The organism is Sorangium sp. So ce406 (assembly GCF_051474675.1).
Classification (GTDB): domain Bacteria; phylum Myxococcota_A; class Polyangia; order Polyangiales; family Polyangiaceae; genus Sorangium; species Sorangium cellulosum_G.
The window spans coordinates 4,732,782-4,754,288 of the sequence record NZ_CP150340.1 but is presented as its reverse complement, the minus strand read 5'-3'; the positions used below and the strand labels follow the sequence as shown (position 1 = coordinate 4,754,288).

At 71.4% G+C, this 21,507-nt stretch carries 17 protein-coding genes; 7 read left to right on the top strand and 10 right to left on the bottom strand.

From position 1 onward, the window contains the following. The first annotated feature begins 75 nt into the window (after nucleotides 1-75). The gene (locus tag WME96_RS17365) at nucleotides 76-429 is read left to right on the top strand and encodes a hypothetical protein (RefSeq protein WP_437291228.1); all 354 of its coding nucleotides are present in this window, start codon (nucleotides 76-78) and stop codon (nucleotides 427-429) included. A gap of 58 nt (nucleotides 430-487) precedes the next feature. Here WME96_RS17365 and WME96_RS17360 read toward each other — a convergent pair whose 3' ends face one another. Together WME96_RS17360 and WME96_RS17355 are read right to left on the bottom strand one after the other, a co-directional pair. Then, nucleotides 488-1,126 carry an STAS domain-containing protein gene (locus WME96_RS17360; protein WP_437291227.1) on the bottom strand — a complete coding sequence of 213 codons (639 nt, stop codon included), beginning with the start codon at nucleotides 1,124-1,126 and terminating at the stop codon, nucleotides 488-490. Nucleotides 1,127-1,511: 385 nt separating this feature from the next. Further along, nucleotides 1,512-2,729 (bottom strand): MFS transporter, encoded by a 1,218-nt coding sequence (locus WME96_RS17355; RefSeq protein WP_437291226.1) that lies wholly within the window; start codon nucleotides 2,727-2,729, stop codon nucleotides 1,512-1,514. Nucleotides 2,730-2,936: 207 nt separating this feature from the next. Between WME96_RS17355 and WME96_RS17350 the strand changes: the two genes are divergently transcribed. Together WME96_RS17350 and WME96_RS17345 are read left to right on the top strand one after the other, a co-directional pair. Next, a complete protein-coding gene (locus WME96_RS17350; protein ID WP_437291225.1) occupies nucleotides 2,937-4,067 on the top strand; it encodes a pirin family protein in 1,131 nt (376 codons plus the stop codon). Between the two features lie 39 nt (nucleotides 4,068-4,106). After that, complete coding sequence (locus tag WME96_RS17345) at nucleotides 4,107-5,135, top strand: endonuclease/exonuclease/phosphatase family protein (RefSeq protein ID WP_437291224.1); 1,029 nt, start codon at nucleotides 4,107-4,109, stop codon at nucleotides 5,133-5,135. Here WME96_RS17345 and WME96_RS17340 read toward each other — a convergent pair. From WME96_RS17340 to WME96_RS17325, 4 genes are all read right to left on the bottom strand, one after another. Further along, nucleotides 5,059-6,315, bottom strand: coding sequence for a PAS domain-containing protein (locus tag WME96_RS17340; RefSeq protein ID WP_437291223.1), 1,257 nt, complete (start codon nucleotides 6,313-6,315; stop codon nucleotides 5,059-5,061). The genes WME96_RS17345 and WME96_RS17340 overlap by 77 nt on opposite strands. A 67-nt stretch (nucleotides 6,316-6,382) precedes the next feature. Next, nucleotides 6,383-8,422: a serine hydrolase domain-containing protein gene (locus WME96_RS17335; protein ID WP_437291222.1), complete on the bottom strand. Its 2,040-nt coding sequence runs from the start codon at nucleotides 8,420-8,422 to the stop codon at nucleotides 6,383-6,385. Nucleotides 8,423-8,461: 39 nt separating this feature from the next. Further along, on the bottom strand, nucleotides 8,462-9,463 hold the full coding sequence (locus WME96_RS17330) for an aldo/keto reductase (protein ID WP_437291221.1): 1,002 nt from the start codon (nucleotides 9,461-9,463) through the stop codon (nucleotides 8,462-8,464). Nucleotides 9,464-9,758: 295 nt separating this feature from the next. Further along, nucleotides 9,759-10,430: a DNA-binding protein gene (locus tag WME96_RS17325; RefSeq protein ID WP_437291220.1), complete on the bottom strand. Its 672-nt coding sequence runs from the start codon at nucleotides 10,428-10,430 to the stop codon at nucleotides 9,759-9,761. A gap of 334 nt (nucleotides 10,431-10,764) precedes the next feature. On the opposite strand from WME96_RS17325, the gene WME96_RS17320 reads away from it, so the two are divergent. Continuing rightward, nucleotides 10,765-14,415 carry a protein kinase domain-containing protein gene (locus WME96_RS17320; protein WP_437291219.1) on the top strand — a complete coding sequence of 1,217 codons (3,651 nt, stop codon included), beginning with the start codon at nucleotides 10,765-10,767 and terminating at the stop codon, nucleotides 14,413-14,415. 84 nt (nucleotides 14,416-14,499) lie between these two features. On the opposite strand, the gene WME96_RS17315 is transcribed toward WME96_RS17320, so the two are convergent. Continuing rightward, the gene (locus WME96_RS17315) at nucleotides 14,500-14,808 is read right to left on the bottom strand and encodes a hypothetical protein (protein WP_437291218.1); all 309 of its coding nucleotides are present in this window, start codon (nucleotides 14,806-14,808) and stop codon (nucleotides 14,500-14,502) included. Nucleotides 14,809-15,247: 439 nt separating this feature from the next. On the opposite strand from WME96_RS17315, the gene WME96_RS17310 reads away from it, so the two are divergent. Further along, entirely contained in the window at nucleotides 15,248-16,177 is a 930-nt protein-coding gene (locus tag WME96_RS17310) for a hypothetical protein (protein WP_437291217.1), read from the top strand. A gap of 40 nt (nucleotides 16,178-16,217) precedes the next feature. Here WME96_RS17310 and WME96_RS17305 read toward each other — a convergent pair whose 3' ends face one another. Together WME96_RS17305 and WME96_RS17300 are read right to left on the bottom strand one after the other, a co-directional pair. Continuing rightward, nucleotides 16,218-17,873 carry a sigma 54-interacting transcriptional regulator gene (locus WME96_RS17305; RefSeq protein ID WP_437291216.1) on the bottom strand — a complete coding sequence of 552 codons (1,656 nt, stop codon included), beginning with the start codon at nucleotides 17,871-17,873 and terminating at the stop codon, nucleotides 16,218-16,220. A 213-nt stretch (nucleotides 17,874-18,086) separates the two neighbouring features. Then, nucleotides 18,087-18,410, bottom strand: coding sequence for an ArsR/SmtB family transcription factor (locus tag WME96_RS17300; RefSeq protein WP_433936597.1), 324 nt, complete (start codon nucleotides 18,408-18,410; stop codon nucleotides 18,087-18,089). 157 nt (nucleotides 18,411-18,567) lie between these two features. Here WME96_RS17300 and WME96_RS17295 point away from each other — a divergent pair, with 157 nt between their 5' ends. After that, complete coding sequence (locus WME96_RS17295; RefSeq protein WP_437291215.1) at nucleotides 18,568-19,050, top strand: SRPBCC family protein; 483 nt, start codon at nucleotides 18,568-18,570, stop codon at nucleotides 19,048-19,050. 280 nt (nucleotides 19,051-19,330) lie between these two features. Here the strand turns inward: WME96_RS17295 and WME96_RS17290 are convergent, their stop codons facing one another. After that, nucleotides 19,331-20,077, bottom strand: coding sequence for a hypothetical protein (locus WME96_RS17290; RefSeq protein WP_433936595.1), 747 nt, complete (start codon nucleotides 20,075-20,077; stop codon nucleotides 19,331-19,333). A gap of 698 nt (nucleotides 20,078-20,775) precedes the next feature. Between WME96_RS17290 and WME96_RS17285 the strand changes: the two genes are divergently transcribed. Further along, nucleotides 20,776-21,504 (top strand): TRP-like protein, encoded by a 729-nt coding sequence (locus WME96_RS17285; RefSeq protein WP_437291214.1) that lies wholly within the window; start codon nucleotides 20,776-20,778, stop codon nucleotides 21,502-21,504. Nucleotides 21,505-21,507 lie beyond the last annotated feature (3 nt).

The following is a 21,507-nucleotide window of genomic DNA, read 5'->3' as shown; positions in this document are numbered from 1 at the left end:
GTGCGTTTCCCTCCCCCGCCCCGGAACCTTCTCCCCCACCGCATGTCAGCACCGCCATCGAAGGAGGTCCTCATCATGTCTGACGCGTTTCACATGGGCGGCTGGGGCATGTACCCGACGCTCGTCTTCGGGCTCCTGCTCCTCGCCGCGTCCGTCCGTTACGCCATCTCGCCCGAGCGGCGCTTCGTTCCGCTCCAGATCAGCCTCGGCATCCTGACGCTGGTATCCGGCGGTCTCGGCTTCGTCAGCGGCGCCATCAAGTCGCTGACGTACATGGGCGCGGTGCAGCCCGACGCGCGCTGGCTCTGGATGGTGGGCATCGGCGAATCGCTCCACAACGTCGCGCTGGCGCTCTCGCTCCTCGTCCTCTCGTCCCTCGCCGCCACCGTGGGCGCTTATCGTTGCTCGCAGATGAACCCTGCGAGCTGACGCCCGCGCCCCGAACGCAGCCCAGCGCGCGCCGATCGCCGGAGACGCGCCGCCGGCTTCACGGGGCGCGCTTCGCCGCAATGAGTTGGCGGAGCGCCTCCCGCAGGTTCCTCCGCGTCGTGAGCAGCCCCGGGTCGAAGTCCATCTCCACGAGCGAATCGGCGACGAGCGGCTTGATCCCCGTGATCACGCATCCGGCGCCGAGCAGCCGCAGGGCGCTCGCCGTGTTGACCAGGTGGCGGAGCGCCTCGCCGTCCATCGCGACGATCCCGGTGACGTCGATGATGACGTGGGTCGCCGACCGCTCGGAGACCGTCGCGAGCAGCTCGCTCATCACCCGCGCGCCCCGCTCGCTGTCCATGACCCCGACCACCGGGAGGCAGAGCACGCCGCTCCAGACCTCGATGATCGGCGTCGACAGCTCGCGCAGCGCCGCGCGCTGGAGCTCGATGGTGGCGAGCTGGTCCTCGACCTTCTCCACGTAATCGAGGCTCCGCATCCGCTCCGTGGCGATCGCCGCGATGAGCGCGTTGACGTCCTGCTGGAGCTCGTGGAGCGGGTGGCCCTCGGGCAGCGCGTCGTGCCACCGGACGTCGAGCGCGCCGCCGCGCACGTCGGCGAGGACCTTGCGGAGGCCGTCGATGACGGCGCCGATCTCGCGCGGGTCGTCTCCTGCCGTTCCTGGACGCTGGCTCATCGCGCGCTGGACAGGCGGCTCACGGCCCTGGTCGCCTCCCCCGGGGGCTCGAATCGGGGGGAGACTCGGGAGGCGAATCGAGGACGTGTCGCGCGCATGGCATTGGCTGTACCTCGATCCAGGGAGAGGGAGCAATGACGGAGAGGATCGGCCACTACCATCATCACCTCGACGGGGGCCGCCGCATCGTGGTGGTCAGTCACGACCACACGCCGTCCAACCTCGACCGGGGGCTGCTCACGGGGCTCGCGCGCAGCGTTGAAGCCCCGAGAAAACGAACCACAGAGGCACAGAGGGCACAGAGTTTTTTGTTGTTCCTCTGTGTCCTCTGTGCCTCTGTGGTTCAAATCTCTTCATTCCTGGGTGTTTCGAGCCGATCGGCGCTCTACGGCCGCGGCGCGGCGGCCACGGCGACGCGGCGCTCGATCCCGAGGAACAGCAACGGAAACGCGATCGTGAAGGCGATCGACAGCGCGGCCACGGTGGGCATCCCGTCGAGGCGGTGGTCGGGGAGCTCGTGGAGCATCCTCGCCGACCAGAACGCCGCGAGCGCGGCCGCCATGTGCTGCACGGCCGACTGGATCGAGGTGAAGCGCGCGCGCTCGGCGGGGCGCGGCACCTTCGACGTGAGCGTGTTGTACGAGACGTTGCGGAACGTCATGCCGAGCATGAACACGATGAAGATGCCGAGCACCGGCAGCCCGGGGACGTACGAGAAGAACCCGGCATAGAGCACGAACACGAGCACCGCCGCCCCCACCGCGCCCGTCTGGAACGAGCCGAACCGGTCCACCAGCGGCCCCACCGCGCGCATCGCGGCGAAGCTGACCAGGCCGCCGACGAAGTAGAGCAACCCGAGCCGATCGCGCGGGTACCCGAGGTTGAACTGCACGTACGCGGAGATGTTCGGGATCACCAGGAACGACGCCATCGTGACGACCGCCGTCGTCGCGTACGAGAGCATCACGATGGGCCGCCGGACGAGCGCGTGGAGCTCGCTCAGCGCGCCGCCCGAAGGCCGCGCGCCCGCGAGGTGGCCGCGCATCGAGGGCAGGAGGAAGATCGCGAGCCCGGCGACGACCAGCCCGAGCGCCGCGACGGCGAAGAACGGCAGCGGAAAGCCGCCGCGACGGGCGAGCTCCAGCCCGGCGGGGACGCCGAGCACCGAGGCGACCGAGAACGAGCCCAACACGACGCCCATCGCCTTGCCGCGCCGCTCCGGGGGGATGACGTCGGCGACGATCGAGAACGCCACCGAGGTCGCGGGCCCGCCGAACGCCCCGGCGAGCACGCGCGCCGCCATCAGGCTCGGCAGCCCGGTCGCCAGGCCGCCGGCCGCGGTGCCGACGACGAGGCCGAGCATCGCCACCGCGAGCGCGCTGCGCCGGTCGAACCGGTCGAGGAAGAAGGCGCCGGCCAGGCCCGAGATCGCGGCCGCCGCCGTGTAGCTGCCGCCGATGAGGCCGATGTCGGACATCGAGATGCCGAGGGCGACAGCGAAGTCGGGCCCGAGGGGCATCACCATCACGAAGTCGAGGATGTTGATGAACTGGACCGCAGCGACGAGGAAGATGATGCTCCGTTCGGAGCGCTCTCTGGACACGAGGATCGACGTTACCACCTGGACCCGAGAAGCATCGAGGGGCGCGCAGACAACCGGCGCGCGATCCCGGCCGTCCTCGCCGCCTCTCGACCGCCGCTCACCCCGGTAAACGCCGCTCGGCTGCGCGCCGGAGCGTCGATGGTTGCTCCCGGCGCAACACCACGTTGCGCGACTCCGCGGTTGTTCCTCCGCGGGGCGCACCTTACGATGGCGGCCATGGATCGCCGCACTGCCCTCGGCGCCCTCGCCGCCGCGCCCGTCGTGGCCGCATGCGCCCGCACCGAGCCCTCGTCCACCGGCGCCGACGACGCCGCGCTCGCCGCGCAGGATGTCGTCCGCGACGTCGCGCCGCTCGGGTCGCCGTGGGAGACGCTCGACCCGTTCCTTTTCTGCGTGCACCACGACGACGCGTACCCGGCCGGCAACGACCGGATGGGGCCGGCCGCCTCGCTCGCCGGCCGCTCCATCGGGCGCGACTTCGCCGGCAAGGACGGGTGGCGCATGTACCACGGCGCCGTGGTCCCCGGCTTCCCGCAGCACCCGCACCGCGGCTTCGAGACCGTGACCGTCGTGCGGCGCGGGCTCGTCGATCACTCGGACTCCCTCGGCGCGGCCGCGCGCTACGGCCGCGGCGACGTCCAGTGGCTCACGGCCGGGAGCGGCGTCGTCCACTCCGAGATGTTCCCGCTCGTCGAGCGCGGCGGGCCCAACCCGCTCGAGCTCTTCCAGATCTGGCTCAACCTCCCGCGCGCGGACAAGCTCGCCGACCCGGCCTTCGTGATGATGTGGGGCGACACGATCCCGAGGCAGGTCCTGCGCGACGCCGCGGGGCGTTCGACCGAGATCACGGTCATCGCCGGCCGCCACGGCGAGCTCCGCCCGCCGGCGCCGCCGCCGAGGTCGTGGGCGTCGCGCGCGGACGCCGACGTGGCGATCTGGACGCTCAAGATGGCGCCCGGCGCGCGCTTCACGCTGCCGGCCGCCTCGCCCGGGACGAACCGCGCGCTCTACTTCTTCCGCGGCAGCGAGCTCCGCGTCGGCGCCCGGCGCGTCCCGGCGGGCCAGCGGATCACGCTCCGCGACGGCGCCGCCGCGCTCCTCGAGAACGGCCCCGACGAGACCGAGATCCTGCTGCTCCAGGGCCGGCCCATCGGCGAGCCCGTCGCGCAGCACGGCCCCTTCGTGATGACCTCGATGGCGGAGGTCCAGCAGGCCTTCCTCGACTACCGGCGCACCGGCTTCGGCGGGTGGCCGTGGCCGAGCGACGATCCGGTCCACGCGCGCGAGGAGGGCCGCTTCGCGCGGTACCCCGACGGGCGCATCGAGACCGTGGGCTGACGAGCGCCGTCGGGCACACAGCGTGCATCGCTGTGCGCCATGCCGTTCCAGGTCGCCACATTCAACGCGGGGCTCGCGGTGGGGGTGCTGCCGTACGCGACGGAGCGCGTTCCGCGCGTGGTCGAGGCGCTGGCCGCGCTCGACGTGGATCTCCTGTTCGTGCAGGAGTTCTGGCTCGACGCGCACTGGGATCTGCTCCGCCGGGCGCTGGAGTCGCGCATGCCGCACGCGCTCCGGCCCGAGCCCGCGCACCCGGCCCCGCACGGGGCGTGCAGCGCCTCCCAGGTGAGGCCGCTCGTCGCGTGCGCCGAGGCGAAATGCAGCGGCCTCACCGATGAGGCGCTCGCGGCCTGCGTCGTCCAGAGCTGCGCGACCACCGCCCTCGCCCTCCCTACCCCGTGCCTCAACTGCATCGCGAGCCGCCCGGTCGGCACGATCCACGAGATCGTCGACCGGTGCGTCGGGGAGCCGACGGCCGCGCAGGGGTCGTCGCCGGGCCGGTCGTCGCGCTACGGCGGGCTCATCGCCTACGGCGGCTCGTTCGGCACGGGGCTCCTCGCGCGCGCGCCGCTCGAGGATCGCGGCATTCTCGTGTTCGAGTCGACCGTGAACGCGCGCGGCGCCCTGCACGCGCGCATCGCGGCGCCCGGGCTCGGCCACCTGCACGTCTTCGCGGCGCACCTGTCGCCGGGCGGCGCGGAGCAGCCGCCCCAGCTCGATCGCCTGCTCGCGTGGGTCGACGAGAAGGCGGGCGGCGCACCGGCGCTGCTCCTCGGCGATCTCAACACGACGCCCGGCTCATCGCTGTTCCGGCGGCTGGAGAGCGCCGGGTTCCACGACGCGGACGTGCCCGATCGCCGCGGGACGTTCTCTCATGACGGGCTCGGCACGGGCGACGTGGGGGACTCGGGCTGGCGGCTCGATCACGTGCTCCTGCGCGGCCTGGACGCGGCGCTGCGCGCCGATCGCATCCTCGACGAGCCGGTCACGATCAGCGCCGCAGGGCGGCCGGTCCGGACGACCCTGTCGGATCACTTCGGCGTCCTGGCCACGGTCGAGCGGCGCTGACGGCGTAGCGGATCCCGTCCTGCAGGGTACCGCGGGTGACGATGCCGGTGAGCTCCACGCCGAGGGTCACCAGGGTCTGCGCCACCTCCGGGCGGATGCCGGTGAGCACGACCTCGGCCCCGAGGAGCTGCACGCCGCGCGCGGCCTTGAGCAAGGCGTCCGCGACCTGCGTGTCCACGGTCGGTACGCCCGTGATGTCGAGGATCGCCGTGCGCGCGCCGCACGAGCTGATCCCCTGGAGCAGCGTCTCGACCACCCGCTCGGCGCGCGCGCGGTCGATCGAGCCGACGAGCGGCATCGCGATCACGCCCTCGCTGAGCGGGATGAGCGGCGTGGAGAGCTCGGCCAGGAGCCGCGCCTGCGACTGGATGATCTCCTCCCGCAGGCGCGCCTGCTCCTGCTCGGCCTGCTTGCGGGCGGTGATGTCCATGGTCACGCCGCAATAGCCGGCCAGGCTCCCGTCGTCGTTGCGAAGGGCGCGCATCTGGGTCTCGACCCAGACGAGGCGGCCGTCCTTCGTGGTCCACCGGCTCTGCGCGCTGGCGGAGCCCGTCGTGGCGAGCGTCCCTGATGCGTCGGCCGCCGGCCGATCGTCAGGGTGCGTGATCTTCGCCCAGAAGTCCGGCTCGGAGAGCCACTCTTCGGGGGTGTAGCCGCTCAGGGCGAGGGCGCGCTCGCTCACGAAGCTGACCCGCTGGCGCGCCGGATCGTCCACGAACCATATCTCCCAGACGATGCCGGGCACGCTGGCGATGAGCCGCTCCAGGCGGCGCCCCATCTCGTCGGCCCTGCTCGAGAGCTGCACCTGCTCGGCCGCCGCGCGGGCGGCCGTCGCCGCGTCGCGCGCCGTACAGCAGAGCCGGCGCTCGCCCGCCGCGCCGCCCTCCGCGTGGGCGACGATCTCGATCCGGCGGGGCGAGTCGCCGTCTCCCTGAAGCCGGACAACGAAGGAGATCGCGTCGCTCGAGCGCATCGCCTCATCGAGCGCGACCTCCGCGTCGGCCATGTCCTCGGGCGCGACGAACTCCTGCAAACGACGCCCGAGGAGCGCCTCGGGCGCCACGCCGTAGACCCCGAGGGCGGCCGGCGATGCCTCCAAGAAGGTGCCATCGGCGAGGTGCAGCGACAGGGCGAAACGGCCGATCGACACCCTGGCTGCGGAGGGAGCAGTCGAGCTCATGATTCAATCCATCCCGTGCAGGTGCAAGAGAACATCATACCGTCGTTGGCGGGCTCGCGCGCCCTCCTCAGAGCTCCTTCGGGCACCTGCCCGCCTGCTTCGCAGCGTCGAGCTCGATCTCGCGGACACGGCCGGGCTCGCCCGCATCGATCCTGAGCTTCATCACCAGGTTCCCGCCGCGCTCGCACACGATCCGGAACGTGTGCTCCTGATCCCCGTCCGAATCGACCGAGCCGCCGAGCTTGCACCCGCGTCGCTCCTGCAGCGCGCGGAGCTCCTCCTGGACGGCGCCGGCGTCGGCGGCGCTCGAGAGCACCGGCCCGACCGCGGCCGTCGGCTGGCCTGCCGCGAGCTCGAGCACCTGCTGCGCGCTGCGCTTCATCGCCTCGGTCGGCGGCGCGATGCCGTCGAGGCGATACCTCGTGATCCGAGACGTCCCGGCGTCGAGCGCGAGCTTCGCCTCGATGCGCCCCCGCTCGCACGCCATCGCGTAGCGCGCCTCGAGCGGCGGCTCCCACGATAACAGCGCGCCGGGCCGACAGGCCCCGTGCGTCTTCCTGAAGCGCTGGAGCGTCTCTTCGAAGGTGCTGTCCGGGATGGCCCCACGGAACTCCGGGGTGAAGAGCGCTTCGTAGCGCGCTGGCTCGAAGCGCTCGTACAGCGCGACGGCCCCGCGGAAGGCCGACTCCAGGCGGGCGCTCGGGCGCTCCCGCCGGGGCGCGGTGACGCCGGCCTCGCGCAGCATCGAGCGCACCTCCCCGACGATCGCCTCGGTGTCGGCGTCGGCGTGGCTCACGAGCAGCACGAGCCCCACGCCGGCCCGCGGGTAGAGCTCCACCAGGGCGGAATAGCCGTCCGCCGCCCCGTTGTGCCGGACGACCGCGTCGTCCTCGCAGCTCTGGTGAGCGCGCCAGGCATACGCGTATCCGGTCGCCGTCGCGTCGACCGCATGGCGCCCCTCGGCGGCGGCCGGCTCGACCGAGAGGCGCGCGGGCCGCGCCGTCGTGTGGGCTTCCCGGATCGAGCTGCGCCGGAGGGGCCCCGCGTCATCGCCGCTGCGCGGCGGATAGGCCGAGAGCTGGAACGCTGTGTAACGGGCCATGTCGCGCAGCGAGGCGTAGAGTCCGCCTGCCGCCTCGGACGCGCCGAAGCGCCAGTGGGGCGCGGGCTCCAGCTTGCCCGCCCTCCTGCGGTGCCCCGTCGCGAGGCGCCCGGGCGGCACCGCGCGCTGCTCCCAGAACGAGGACGACATGCCGAGCGGCGCGAGGAGCCGCTCGCTCACGTGGTGGCGGTAGCGATGCCCGGAGGCGCGCTCCACGACGAGCCCGAGGAGCGCGAACCCGAAGTTCGAATAGGCCTCCTTCGTCCCGGGGACGTACTCGAGCAGCGCGCCGGGCACCGCCGCGCGGAGCTCGGCCTCCGTGACGTCGCGCGACGGGTCGGAGTACTTGAACCGCCCGAGCCGCGGTAGCCCTGAAGAGTGCGTGAGCAGATGCCGTATCGTGATCCGCGGCGAGTCGGAGGTCGGATAAACCACCTTCGCGAGCTCCGGGAGGTAGCGTGACGCGGGGTCGTCGAGCGCGAGCTTCCCCTCGTCCCGGAGCTGCAGGATCGCGGCGGCGGTGAGCGTCTTCGTGATCGATCCGACGCGGTACACCGTGTCCGCGTCGGGCGCCTCCGAGCTCGCCGGGTCGCGCACGCCGAAGCCCCGCGCATAGGCGAGCTCGCCGCCGACGACGACGCCGATCGTGAAGCCCGGCAGCTCCTGCCGGGCGAGCTCGGCGCCGAGGTGGGCCTCGATCTGCGGCGCGAGGGCGAGGAGCTTCGCCCGGCGCCCGGGATCGTCGAGCCACACCCCCGGCGCCTCGGCGACGAGGAGCGGCGCGTCGGCGACCGGCGCGGCCGGGTTCGGCTGGCGGGCGGCGGTCGGGCGCGCCGCGGGCGCGCTGGGCACGGAAGGCGCGGCAGGAGGGCTCTCGCCCGCGGCGCAGCCGGTCAGGGCCACGAGGAGCGACAGGCGGGCGACGCGAGGCAGCAGCGAGGCGCCGGGCGCTGCGCTCGCCGCCGGCGCGCCGGCGCGTCGGGCGCGCGGACCTGCGCGCGTCATCTCACGACCTCCCTCGCGCGCTGCTCGTGGGACAAGGCTCTACCGGCGTTCGCTGTCGAGCTGCCGCATCTGCGGCGCTGCGTAGCGATCGCCGGAGATCGTCACGAGCGCCTCGAGCGCCGTCAGGTCGGCTTGCGACAGCGGCCGGTCGAGGGCGCCGAGCGCGTCGTCGAGCTGCGCGAGCGTCTTCGCGCCGACCACGGGCACGAACGCCGGCTGCCGCCCGAGCACCCAGGCGAGCGCGAGCTGCCCCGGCGTCATGCCGCGCTCCTGGGCGAACCGCTGGAAGGCGCCCACGACGTCCTCGTTCTTCTCGCGGTGCTGGCCGGTGAAGCGGGGCAAGTGGGCGCGGAGGTCGCCCGGCCCCTTCGGCTTGCTGCCGGTGAGGAGCCCCCGCGAGTAGACGCCATAGAGGGTCGCGCTGATGCCGAGCTCGGCGAGCGCGGGGAAGATCTCGGCCTCGGGGCCGCGGGTCGCGACCGCGTACTCGATCTGCAGATCGACGATCGGGTGGACGCGGTGGGCGCGGCGGATCGTCTCGACGCCGACCTCGGAGAGCCCGATGTGGCGCACGTGGCCGGCCTTCACGAGGTCCGCGATCGCGCCGATGGTGTCCTCGATCGGCACGGCGGGGTCGAGCCGGGCGGGGCGGTAGACGTCGATGACCTCGACGCCGAGCCGCTTCAGGCTGTACGCGGCGAAGTTCTTCACGGCGACGGGGCGCATGTCGAGCCCGCCCCAGCTCCCGTCCGGCCCTCGGAGCGCGCCGAACTTCACGGAGAGCTGGACCCGCTCCCTCCGGCCGGCGATGGCGCGCCCCACGAGGAGCTCGTTGTGCCCCATCCCGTAGAAGTCCCCCGTGTCGAGCAGGGTGACGCCGAGGTCGATCGCCGCCTGGATCGTCCGGACGCTCTCGGCGTCGTCGGTCGCGCCGTACATGCCGGACATCCCCATGCAGCCGAGCCCCAGCCGGAACACCTCGGGCCCCGTGGAGCCCAGCCTCACCATGCGCTGCGTCTTTGCCGGTTCGTGCTTGCTCATCGCTCGTCCCTCCGTGCGGGGAACGATCCTGGATGCCCGCGGCGAAGTCCAGTTCCTCGTGCCGCCTCGGCGGGTTGATCCGTGGCTTCAATGAGGGAAGAGAAGACGAACCACAGAGGCACAGAGGGCACAGAGGGAAGAAGAGAGAGAGAGAGAGAGGAGAGTTAGTAAATTATATTTCTTTTCTCGCCTCTGTGCCCTCTGTGCCCTCTGTGCCCTCTGTGGTCCTCTTCCATGGAACCAGGGGACAGGACACGTCAGCGGGCGCGGCGCGTGAATCGGTGCGCCGGCGGGCTCACTGCAATACGAGGTCTCCTGCCCGGCGCGGCGCGACCTCGTAGGTCGCCTCGTACTGCGCGGCGAGGCCGGTCACCTCGATGGCCTGATCGACGGCGAGCGACGCCGTGTCGATGACGGGCTGGCCGTCCACGATGTGCACGAAGACCTGAGTCTCGCCCGAGCTGTCGTCGATATACACCTTGAAGCCGTAGGGCTGGTCGTCCTCCACGGCCCTTGTCACGTTGCCCCTCACGCGCACGAGCAGGCCCTCGACCTGCTCTCCGACGTAGGCGGTCGTCACGTCCGTCGGCTCGACGGGTCCGATCCCCCCGAGCGCCGTGACCGCGGCCGCGTCGGCCTTGAGCACCGTCTGCTGGGCCACCTGCTCGAGCTTCCCCGTGACGCGCACCCGGACGTCGAGCTCGAGATCGGGCGCGTCGGGCAGGCTCACGTAGATGCCCCCGGTGGCGTCCTGCAGGGCGAAGCCCTGGTCCTCGGTCGCCGAGTTGAACGTGCCGGGCGCGACGGTCACGAACCCCTCGAGCGTCGCCGTGGAGCCCTCGGCCAGGGTGCGGGCTTCGGCGACGGTGAGCGCAGCCTCCTCGCTGGAGCCGCAGGCTGTCGCCGCGAGGAGGCAGGTGATGACGGCGATCGAGACGAGATTGCGAACCGGAAGGTGCCTACGCATCCCTGGTCCCTAGCGCTGCTGCACCCAGGGAACAAGACGTCGCCCGGAACGCTGGAATCGCGTGAGGAGCGGGTCGTCGGTCTCGTCCGCCATGTCCCCGTCGTAGCGCCCCGCGACTCCCCGCTGATGGCCCGCCGCCCTCGCAGCACCGCCAGGCGTTGACGGAGACGTGCTCACGAATTAGCGTCATCTGCGTTACTTGAGCGTATTCCTGGCGCGGGCAGCGGCATCGCGGAGCGCATGGCCCGGGGCTCGCTGGCTCGATGAGCATTGGCGCGATGAAAGAGACATCGCGGATTCAGGCAGAGGAGCTGATCCGCATCGTCAGGTGGCCATGGACGAAGACCATGAAGCCGAGCTTCGCGTCGCGGTGGCCGAGGGCCTCATCCCGCGGGCCGGCGCGCAGGCGCTCGCGCGCGAGGCCGCCGAGGCCGGGGCGAGCCCGCTCGCGCTCCTGCTCGCGCGCGGCGTCATCTCGGAGGAGAGCTTCGCGTCGCTGCGCGGGAACATCGGCGCGTCAGGCGCGCCGATCCCCCCTCCGGCGCCGCCGCCCGCCGCCTCGAACGCCGCGCTCGACGATACGATCGCGAGCCCGCCGAGGGCCCCCGATCTTCCGGAGCCGCCGCTGTTCCCGTGGTCTGCCCGCGACCGATACCAGCCCCTCCGCTTGCTGGGCCAGGGCGGTATGGGCACCGTGTTCCTCGCCCGCGACCTGCGCCTCGATCGCGACGTCGCCCTGAAGCTGGTCCGCGGCGGCGAGCCCGCGTACGTCAGGCGATTCATCGCCGAGGCGCGATCCCAGGCCCGCGTCAGCCACGAGAACGTCTGCAAGGTGTACGAGGTCGGCGAGGTCGACGGGAAGGCCTACATCGCCATGCAATACATCGACGGCGAGCCGCTCGGCGACGCCGCGCCGACGCTCACCGTCGAGCAGAAGGTCTTGCTCGTGCGCGACGCCGCCGAGGGCATACATGAGGCCCACCGCGCGGGCATCATCCACCGTGATATCAAACCTGGCAACATCATGGTGGAGCGCGGCCCGGACGGTCGGTTGAAGTCCTATGTCACGGATTTCGGTCTGGCCCGCGCGTGGAGCGAGGAAGCGACCGACACAGGATCGGTGGCGGGCACTCCCCAGTACATGTCGCCCGAGCAGGCGCGCGGAGAGGCCGGGAAGCTCGACCGCAGGGCCGATGTCTACGGCCTGGGCGCCGCGCTGTACGCGATCCTGACCGGAGAGCCGCCGATCTCCGGCGACAACGCGCTCGATGTGCTCTGCCGGATCGGCACGGTCGAGCCGCGCCCGCCTCGCGCCGTCGACCCCGGCATCCCGCGGGACCTCGAGGCCATCGTGCTGAAGTGCCTCGAGAAGGATCGCTCGGCCCGGTACGACTCCGCGCGCGCGCTGGCGGAGGATCTGGAGCGCTTCCTGAGCGGCGAGGCGGTGCTGGCAGGGCGCCAGCGACCGCTGTACCGGCTGCGAAAGCGGCTCCGGAAGCACCGCCGCGCCGTCGCGCTCGCCCTGTCCGCGTTCACCCTCGCGGCGGCCTCCCTCGGGTGGGGCGTCGTCGCGCGGCGCGAGGCGGCCGAGCGGGAGCGCCTGGCGCGCCGGTTCACGGAGCGCGTGGAGCGCATCGAGGCGATGGCCCGCTACTCGGCCCTCTCGCCGCTGCACGACACGCGCGCCGATCGGGCGAGGATCCGCGCCGAGATGGCCGCGCTCGAGGCCGAGATCCAGCGATCCGGTCCGGTCGGCTCGGGCCCGGGGCACTATGCGCTCGGGCGCGGCTTCCTGGCGCTCGGCGACGAGGAGCAGGGGAAAGAGCACCTCGACTCCGCCTGGCAGAGCGGGTTCCACGATCCGCGCGCGGCGTACGCGCTCGCCCTCGTCGAGGGGCACCTGTACCGGCATCGGCTCCTCGAGGCGGAGCGCATCCGGACCCCTGAGCTCCGCGATGCCAGGAAGCGCGAGATCGAGCGGCAGCACCGCGACCCGGCGCTCGACTACCTGCGGCGGAGCGCGGGCGCCGACGTGCCTTCCGAGGCGTATGTATCGGCGTTGCTCGCCTTCTACGAGGGCCGGCTCGAGGACGCGCTCGCGCGCCTCGACGCGATGGACGGCGGGCTGCCCTGGTTCTACGAGGCGCCGGCGCTGCGCGGCGACGTCCTCCTGGCGCGGGCGTCGCAGCGATGGAACCGGGGAGAGCGCGAGGGGGCGCTCGCCGACTTCGAGGCTGGGCGCCGCGCCTACGCGGCCGCCGCGGCGGCCGGCGAGAGCGAGCCGTCGGTGCACGAGGCGCTGGGAGCCCTGGAGTACGCCGCGCTCGTGACGGAGCTCTACGGCGCCGGAGAGGTGGAGCTGCATTTCGATCGCGGCCTCCAGGCGGTTTCACGGGCGCTCACCGCGGCGCCCGACCGTGCTGGCGCCCTCGTCCTCCGGGCCAACCTGCTGCGCCGCATGGCGGAGCACCGGGTGAACCAGGGAGGGAGGCCGGAGGACCTCCTCGACCAGGCGGTCGCCGGCGCGCGAGAGGCCATGCGCGTCGATCCTGGCCGCGCGCGCGCCCGGCTGACGCTCGGGCGAATTCACCACCAGTGGGCCGAGTACCTGCAGCAGAACAACCAGGATCCGCGCGAGCAGCTCCGCAGCGCGCTCGACGCGTTCGACGGCGTCGCCGCCGCCGAGCGCGACTACGATTACGAGATCGATCGCGCGTTGATCCACGAGACGTGGGCGAGCTACGAGGACCAGGTGGGCGTGGACTCGAGGGCGAACCGCGGCAGGGCGATCGATGGCTTGCTCACGGCCATCCGCCTCGACGACAAGCTGCCCGTCGCCTGGATCAACCTCGGAATGGCGTACTTCATGCGAGCATCCCTGCCTCGCGCCGAGGACGCCGACGGCGACCTGCAGCAGGCCAGCGCCGCGCTGGAGCGGGCGCGCGCCATCAATTCACGCCACGTGGTGCCGTACTTCTACGGCGGCCAGGTCCACCGGCTCAAGGCGCTGCGCGCGCGGGCGCGCGGCGGCGACGCCGGCGTCGACCTGGCGCTGGCGGCGGAGCGGTACCGGCAGGGGATCGCCCTGAACCCGGGGTTCACGTTCCTGCACAACGGGCTCGGCGGCGTCCTGATCGAGCAAGCGAGGGACGCCTGGGATCGCGGGGCCGACCCGTATCCATTCCTCGACGACGCGCAGCGAGCTTACCGGAGCGCGATCGCCGCCGCCCCGGAGCAGGGCTTTGCCTACCACAACCTCGGCGACGCGCTGCTGGAGCGCGCGCTTTACGAGCAGGCCCGCGGCGAAGATCCCCGCGCGACGCTGCGGAGCGCGCTCGACCTCGCGCGGCAAGCGGTGGAGCGGCTTCCGCACCACGCGCCCCCCTGGGCCAACCTGGGAATGGCCTTCTCGATCCAGGCCGCCCACGAGCTCGATCGGGGGCTCGACCCGCAGCGCAGCGTGGCGGAGGCGCTCTCCGCGGCGAACGAGGCGCTCCGGCGGAATCCGAGCGAGGCGCTCGCCCACCTCGTCCTCGCCGAGGCCCGCGCCACGCAGGCGCTCTGGCAGGCTCGCCGCGGGCGCGATGGGGCAGCGGCGTTCGAGGAGGCGGCGCGGGCTTACGAGGCGCTGCTGCGCCTGTCGCCGGACGAGCCGCGGTATCCGCTCTCCTTCGGGCGCTCCTGCGGCGCCTGGGCGGCGCAGCTTCGCGACGCGGGGAAGAGCGCGGAGCCGCACCTCGCCCGCGGCCTGGAGCTCGCCGGCGGTCTGCTCGAGGCGCGCCCGGACTGGGCGGACGCGCGGGCGCTCCGCGCGAGCCTGACGCTCATCGAGGCCGAGGCGCGCGCCGCTCCCGAGGAGCGGCGGCCGCTCGCCGAGCAGGCGCGCGAGGACTTCGATCGAGCGCTCGCGAGGAACCCCAACCTCGCGGCGCGCTGGCGGGGTCGCGCTGACCTGGCGAGGGAGCTCGCGACGCCGCCTCGCTGAAGGGCGCCGCTCCGTCCGCGGGTCCGGCGGGCGCGACGCCCCTCGCTGTCATGCAGGGGTGAGGAGCGCCGCGGAGCGCCTTGCTCACGTGTCTTGACCGGACTTGACCGTGACCGAGCCCGTCATCGGAGCCTGCGGCTCGGCCTTTGGCGCCGAGAACGCATGCTGGAAGGTGCCAACGGGAGCATTGTGCTTGATCGTCGCTGACGCCCGCGTTTCATTGCCGTGGATAGTCACCGACTGCTGGTCAAACAGGCCCGTGCTCAGCGCGATCGTCACCGCGCCCGTCCGGTCCTTGGCGCGCACGAAGCAGACGCTGTCTCCCCTGGCGACCTCGACGCAGGGTGGATGGAAGCACTCTTTGCCGACCGCGACTTCGACGATGTTGGTCATGGACCGGTTCTCCTCCCGAAAGACCACGTCACACTACGCTGATTCTCGCTGGCGTTGGCGGACCGGGACACCGAAGAGACCTCGCTCCGGGTCCGCGCCCGACGCCGCGTCGCAACCGGCGCGCCAGCCAGCCCACGGGCGCCGCCGGCGGTCTCTTCGGACCGCGCGCCTGCGGCCGCGAGGCGTCGAGGGGTCCGCGTCGACGTGTCGAAGGGCGGCGCTCGACGCGTCGAGCCGCGTCGACGGCGGCACGCACAGCCGGGCGACAGGGCTTGTCGCGAGCGAGGCGCTCCTCCTGACGGCATATCGCCGTGGCCCGGATCTTGATGAACGGGGTCATGTCACCGCGAGCCGAGCGCGAGGGACGCCCGCGAGCGGGCGCGCCGCGCTGGACGCGAGCGGCGATGCGGCTTTCAACGTTCATCTTGAGAGAAAAACCATGGCACAGGCGTACTTTGTCGATTTCAACAATTACTCGGGCCGTACGTGGACGATGTCGGTCTTCCAGACGTACCCTGATTCCGTCGGCCTGGAGAGCGTCTCGTGGCTCCAGTCGAGGGCAGCGGACGGCGGCGAGACCGGCGTCACCTGGGAGGTCGATTATCAGGCCATGCTGGCCGACTACAAGCAGGAGGGTGGCCGAGGCGTCTACAAGGCGAGCCAGAAGAGGGACACTCTCCTCGGCAAGAAGTGGAAGATCGCGTACGAGGAGGGCCTTCAGCAGCTCGTGGCCGACGGCGACGCGGACCGCCCGGATCAGATCATCATCGCCAATGATTCGGGCGAGATCGCCTACCCCGGGATCGGGATGTCGGGCCAGGGCGCGGTGTTCAAGGCGAAGGGCATCTATTCGAAGTCGTCCGCGCAGTTCATCGTGAAGCCGACCTACTGGGTGGGTCTCTTCAACGATGTGGTCCGGGGCGAGGTCATCTCCAGCGACGTCGTCGTCGGCCCGCTGCAGCTCAAGTTCGAGGGCGGGATGAACCGCGCGACCGTCGCGGCGAGCGTCAGCGGGGGCCAGATCCAGCTCGACATCACGTACAGCCGCGCCGAGGCGTTCTCCCTGGAGGCGGTCGACAGGCACCTCCAGGACCTCGCGCAGCGGCACGTCCGGATCGGAGGGGATCGCGGCGTGACGAATGGAACGCTCAGGTCGGGTGCAAAGCACGCGTGGGGCAAGAACGAGTACGCCAAGCTCTCGTTCGACTGGGCCGACAAGAAGAACCCGGGCACGGGGACGTGCAGCGTCAAGATCGGGGAAGAGGCCGCACGCAGCGTCGCGCCGCCGCAGGTGGGCATCAACGTGGACAGCAAGGCGGGATCCCTGACCAACAACACCGACAGGACGATCAGCTACCAGCTCGAGTGAGCCTGGCGTCGGCGGGCCCTCGCCGCGCCCCCTCGGGGCATCAATGACGCCCAGGCTCGAGCCTGAGCTCCTTGAGGCGCCGCCGGAGGGCCCGCTTCGACACCGACAGCTGCTCGACCATCCTGTCGAGATCGCCCCCGCAGGCGCGGAAGCAGCGCTCGATCTCCTCGGCGCCGAGGTCGCCCGCCGTCCGGATGCTCGTGCTCCGCTCGATCAGGTCGTAAATGGAGGGCCGGGGGATCCCGAGCTGGTCGGCGGCGGCCTTCAGGTCCCACGCGTTCGCGCGCAGCGCCGCGCTCAGCTCGGGCTCGGTGACCTCGGAGGGCCTGCGGCGCGCCGGCGCGCCTGCCGTGGGCGCTCCGGCATGGTCGCCAGGCGCGCCTTGCGCCGGCGCCGGGACGCTCCCGGACGGACGCGCGTGAAGACGGCCGGGCAACGGCAGCGCGCCTGCAGAGAGCTCCTCGAGGAGCCGCGGCTCCGCCTGCAAGCGCGGTTGCCCTCGGCTGCCGATGACGAGCTGCCGCGTGACGTTGCGGAGCTGCCGGATGTTTCCCGGCCAGGCAAAGCGCACGAGGCACGTCGCCAGCGACGCCGGCAGCCACGGCTCCGCGTAGGGGTCTGCCGGCGCGAGGCGATCGGCCTCTCCGATGGCCTCGAGCTCCTCGAGCGCGAAGCTGTAGAACAGCGCGCCGATGTCCTCGCGACGCTCCCGCAGCGGGGGGATCCGGATCTCGTAGCCCGCCAGCCGGTGCAGCAGGGGCGCTCGCAGCCGGCCCTCGCGGATCAGCGCTTCGAGATCCGCGTCCGTGGCCGCGACGAGGCGCACGTCGGTGGGGACCGGGGTCTGCCCGCCGACGGGGTACATCTCCCCCGTCTCGAGCACGCGCAGCAGCATCACTTGCACGTCGACCGGCGCCTCGCCCAGCTCGTCGAGGAACAGCGTGCCTCCGCGGGCGACGCGGAAGAAGCCCTCGCGGTCGCGCGTGGCGCCCGTGAACGCGCCCTTCTGGGTGCCGAACAGCTCGGCCGCCGCGAGCTCGCGGGGGATGGCCCCGAGGTTCACGCTGACGAACGGGCCGTCGCGCCGCCGGCTGCGCGCGTGGATGGCCCGCGCGACGAGCTCCTTGCCCACCCCCGTCTCGCCACGGATGAGGACCGGCACGTTCAGGTCGGCGATGCGCTGGACGTGGCGCTGGACGCCGCGGATCCCCGCGCCGCTGCCGACCATGCCCATCGATTCCATCGCGCCTTCCGGCTCGGCGCTCGCCAGATGGAGCAGCACCACCACACGATCCGAGAGCTCCAGCGGCACGCCGCGGGCCAGGTCGGCGAGGTCGATCTCCCACGCGGCCGGGACGGGCTCGCCGGCCACGGTGACCCGGGTGCCGCCGTCGTCGAGGCAGACGCGCACGCGCCCGTCCCCCGCCGGCGCGAGACGCAGCGGTCTCCTGCTCAAGGAGGGATCGGCGAGCGGCGACCCCACCGCGCTGCCCGGCCTCGCGAAGGTCGGTGCATTGCGCGACAGGAGCACGTCTTTGCCCGCTGCGAGCGCCTCGAGCAGCAGCCGGTCGCCAACGCGGCCAGGCGACGGGTGCGAAACGACCGTCAAGGCGGGGAGCGTGGACGGCGGGCGCTCGACGGCGCGATGCCTTGGGCCGTCGACGGTCGATACTTCGAGAAGGCCCCGCTTTTTCATGGGTCGGTGCGCTCTCCGCGAAAGGCACGCCACAGACTTCGAGGGCCAGCAATGGATGGGCGGCGCATCGCGGCGCAGGCAGAGCGCACGCACCTTCTCGACCGAGAGACCCTGCCCTCGGGGGTAGGAAAACCAAACAATGCGAGGATGTCAAGGCGCGACCAGAGGGACTACACGCCGCCCGGGTCTCCCTCAGCCGCCGGGCTTCCCGCTTCACGTCTCCAGATCGCGCTTCAGCCGATCGAGGAGCTCGACCGCGGCGGAGGCGTAGCGGCTGATCCACCGGTCGTGGATCCGCTTGATCGGGAGCACGTTCAGATAATTCCAGCGCTGGCGCCCTTCCCGCTTGACGATCACCAGCTCGGCCTTCTCCAGCACGCCGAGGTGCTGCATGACCGTGCAGCGATCCCACGCGACGAAATGATCGCAGAGCTCGCCGGTGGTCTTCGGCCCGTCCGCGAGCAGGTCCAGGATCTCTCGCCTGCGACCGTCTGCCAGCGCCTTGAAGACGAGGTCATCCGGTTCGCCGCTTGACATGTTATAATAATATAACATGATGCGGGGGCGGTCAATCACCGCGCAGGTGGGTCGGCACGTCCGGCGCGTCGGTGTACCGGTGCGCCCGCGCGCCGTCGCATCGGCGCGCGGGTGTGTCAGTGCGCGGCCGGGGCGTCGCCGCGACAAGGAGGGTGTCATGGAGCTCAAGTTCCAGGTGCAGACGAAGGTTCAGAAGCCCGTTCACGAGGTCTTCGATGCGGTCTACAACCCGAAGAAGCTCAGCGGGTACTTCACGACGGGCGGCGCGAGCGGGCCGCTCGACGAAGGGACCACCGTCATGTGGAGCTTCGCCGATTTCGATGGAGGCAAGCCCTTCCCCGTCTCCGTCAAGCAGGTCGTCGCCAACAAGCTCATCGTCCTCGAGTGGGCGGCGAGCGAGCCCTCCGACGGCAGCGACGGCAAGCAGCTGAAGGAGCTCCCCTACAACACGACGGTGGAGATGCACTTCGAGGCGCTGGGGCCGAGCTCGACGCTCGTCCGGATCGCCGAGTCGGGCTGGAAGGAGACCGCGTCGGGATTGCAGGCGTCCTACGGCAACTGCCAGGGCTGGATGCACATGGCCTGCTGTCTGAAGGCGTACCTCGAGCACGGCATCAACCTGCGCGAGGGCTCGTTCTGAGCCGAGGTACGCGCCGCCGTCGCGCGCCTTCGCGAGCGGCGGCACGTCGGAACGATCGTGCCGAGGTTCGACGCTCGGGACGCGGCCACGAGCTCGCCCCTGGCTGCGCGTCCTCGATCTCGACGATCAGGCCGCCCGGCAGCAGCGTCAGGGCATGGTGGGCTGGGATGCCACCGGCATCCGCGCCACGCGCAGAGCGCTCTGCGCGTGGCGCGTGCCGGCGCGGGGTGCAGTGGAGGGGGCCGCGCGGCGCCGATCGGAGAGCCTCAACCGCGTTGCTTCACGCGGCGAGGATCGACGACCGGACCATCACCCCGCTCACGCCGTCGGTCTCGACGACGCTCACCGGGTGCTTGAGGGCATAGCGCAGGAGCTCGTGCGTCCACGGCTCGAACATCGCGAACACCTCGTCCGCGAGCGCCTTGTACCGCGCGCGCGTGGCCGGGTCGAGCGAGATGCCCGCGAGCGCGGCGTGATCCGCGTCCACGGTGTGGCCCGATTCGCGCTCGAAATGATGCGGGCCGCAGTAGCGGAGCTCCGTGCCGAGGCGCTCCTCCAGCGCCTTGGCCAGCGGGAGCATCGCCGAGAACAGGACGTTGCCGGTCTCCTCGATCGCCTCTATGATGACGAGCCGCTCGAGCCCCGACGTGCCCTTGATGAGCTCCGTCAGCCGGGCCGTGAGGATCCGATTCTGAAGTGTCTCTTCCCCCCACAGGAAGTTCATCCAGTCCGAGCCCCGCGCCTCGATGTCGAAGCCGAGCTTCGTCAGATCCTCCAGGTACCATGGCCAGTGGTGATCGTCCTCCCGGGTGTGGACGTTGACCATGTCCTGGTACATGTCCGGTTCTCGCTCGTCCCGGAGTACGAACCGGTTCAGGTCGCCGAAGCTCAGGATGAAGTAAGCCATGCACGGATAGAAGCCGAGCCGCTCGAGAGGATCGAGCCGCTCGTCCCGCATCCGCTCGAACAGGGGTAGACGAGCGTACGCCTGCTTCTTCTGGAAGATGTGCCGCAAGACCTGCCGCATAAGCGATCTCCTTTCGGCTGTTGTGTCGTTGGTCTAGTTATCCCTCTGTTTGCTTATTCCCAGGCGCCGACGGCGCCTCGTGATGCCTAAGACAAGGTCACTGCGTCACCGAAATGGGTGCTGCCGGATCCCCCCCGGGTCAAAATCCTGCATGCCCCCCCTCATGCTGCATTTCCGAGCTTGATTTTTCCAATCTAGCTTCGAACCACCTCCAGTCGTCGTTCAACGCTGGGGGATGTTCCCACTCGGTGCACCGACTGTAGCGCAAGTCCGGCGTAAGCTGAATCCAATATCTTCAGGGATCCCTCCATTGAGGTCGGCCGCGGCACTCAGGTGCGCAAACGAGCGTACATGTGGGACAACAAGGCCGCGAGAGAGCAACGGACGAGGTGCCGACGATTGATCCCGCGGGGCGTCCGAGCGCGCCCCGCGACGCCCCCCGCCGGCCGCGGCAGCGGGTCTCCTTATATAGACCCGGCCCCTGTCTCGTCGCCTTCACGTGGGCTCAGGTCGCAGCGCCTGATGTCGAGTCTGGCTATGGCCGTTCCCGCACACGCTCGCACCTGTGACGATGGCGATCCCGATGGACGACGCTGGCGGCCGCGGCCCGAACATTCAATCAAACAGCTTGAAGGCCGGCGGCCCGGGCATGTAGCTTGCCGAATTGTGCCGTGAAAGACCAACACGACTCAGCTTTGGTGTCGGAACCCGAGAGCCGCGCGATCCCGAAGACCATTCCCGTGCGGGAGGAGGTCGTGCGGCTGGTCCGTGAGAAGCGCTACGAGGAGGCGCTCGCGGTGCTGTACCGAGCGCGATCGGAGTCCCCCAACGATCGCGAGCTGCAGACGAGCATCGAACGCATCAAAGAGTTCCTCGCCGGCGCCTATGCCAAGCGGCTCGGCGGCCTCGATCAGGTGGCGGGGCCCATCCCCGTGGCGGCGGGTCGCTCGCCCGACGCGCTGATGGTGGCGCGGTACATCGACGGCGCCTCGACCTTCGACGACATCGTGCAGATGTGCCCCCTCGGGCGGCTCCGTACGCTGCAGGTGCTGGTCGGTCTTTATACGGGCCGGGAGGTGGCGTCGCCGTACAGCGAGAGGACGCCGGTGTCCTTCCGGCAGGCGCCGGAGACCACCGTGTCCGAGGCGACGACGGACGCGGGGCCGCCGACCATGCCGGCGCGCGGGCTGGAGCGGCGCGCGCCGGAGCCCGCCCCCGTGAGCGCGCGCTTCACGCTGCCGGTGGTCGAGACCGAGGAGGATCGGCGCTACCGCGAGGCGTTCTCCCGCGGCACCGCCGCCTTCGTGCAGCGCCGCTTCGCCGAGGCGGTCGAGGCGTTCGAGGCGTGCGCGAAGATGCGCCCGGGCGACAACGCGGCGGCGGTCATGCTGCGCCGGGCGCAGCGCGACCGCGACCTCGGAGGCTGAGGG

Excerpts from the sequence above, each read along its gene's own strand:
- WME96_RS17320 (WP_437291219.1), top strand. The coding sequence starts at position 10,765 with ATGGACGAAGACCATGAAGCCGAGCTTCGCGTCGCGGTGGCCGAGGGC.
- WME96_RS17350 (WP_437291225.1), top strand. The coding sequence starts at position 2,937 with ATGGCGGCCATGGATCGCCGCACTGCCCTCGGCGCCCTCGCCGCCGCG.
- WME96_RS17360 (WP_437291227.1), bottom strand. The coding sequence starts at position 1,126 with ATGAGCCAGCGTCCAGGAACGGCAGGAGACGACCCGCGCGAGATCGGC.
- WME96_RS17325 (WP_437291220.1), bottom strand. The coding sequence starts at position 10,430 with ATGCGTAGGCACCTTCCGGTTCGCAATCTCGTCTCGATCGCCGTCATC.
- WME96_RS17305 (WP_437291216.1), bottom strand. The coding sequence starts at position 17,873 with ATGAAAAAGCGGGGCCTTCTCGAAGTATCGACCGTCGACGGCCCAAGG.
- WME96_RS17315 (WP_437291218.1), bottom strand. The coding sequence starts at position 14,808 with ATGACCAACATCGTCGAAGTCGCGGTCGGCAAAGAGTGCTTCCATCCA.
- WME96_RS17340 (WP_437291223.1), bottom strand. The coding sequence starts at position 6,315 with ATGAGCTCGACTGCTCCCTCCGCAGCCAGGGTGTCGATCGGCCGTTTC.
- WME96_RS17345 (WP_437291224.1), top strand. The coding sequence starts at position 4,107 with ATGCCGTTCCAGGTCGCCACATTCAACGCGGGGCTCGCGGTGGGGGTG.
- WME96_RS17330 (WP_437291221.1), bottom strand. The coding sequence starts at position 9,463 with ATGAGCAAGCACGAACCGGCAAAGACGCAGCGCATGGTGAGGCTGGGC.
- WME96_RS17335 (WP_437291222.1), bottom strand. The coding sequence starts at position 8,422 with ATGACGCGCGCAGGTCCGCGCGCCCGACGCGCCGGCGCGCCGGCGGCG.
- WME96_RS17295 (WP_437291215.1), top strand. The coding sequence starts at position 18,568 with ATGGAGCTCAAGTTCCAGGTGCAGACGAAGGTTCAGAAGCCCGTTCAC.
- WME96_RS17310 (WP_437291217.1), top strand. The coding sequence starts at position 15,248 with ATGGCACAGGCGTACTTTGTCGATTTCAACAATTACTCGGGCCGTACG.
- WME96_RS17300 (WP_433936597.1), bottom strand. The coding sequence starts at position 18,410 with ATGTCAAGCGGCGAACCGGATGACCTCGTCTTCAAGGCGCTGGCAGAC.
- WME96_RS17290 (WP_433936595.1), bottom strand. The coding sequence starts at position 20,077 with ATGCGGCAGGTCTTGCGGCACATCTTCCAGAAGAAGCAGGCGTACGCT.
- WME96_RS17365 (WP_437291228.1), top strand. The coding sequence starts at position 76 with ATGTCTGACGCGTTTCACATGGGCGGCTGGGGCATGTACCCGACGCTC.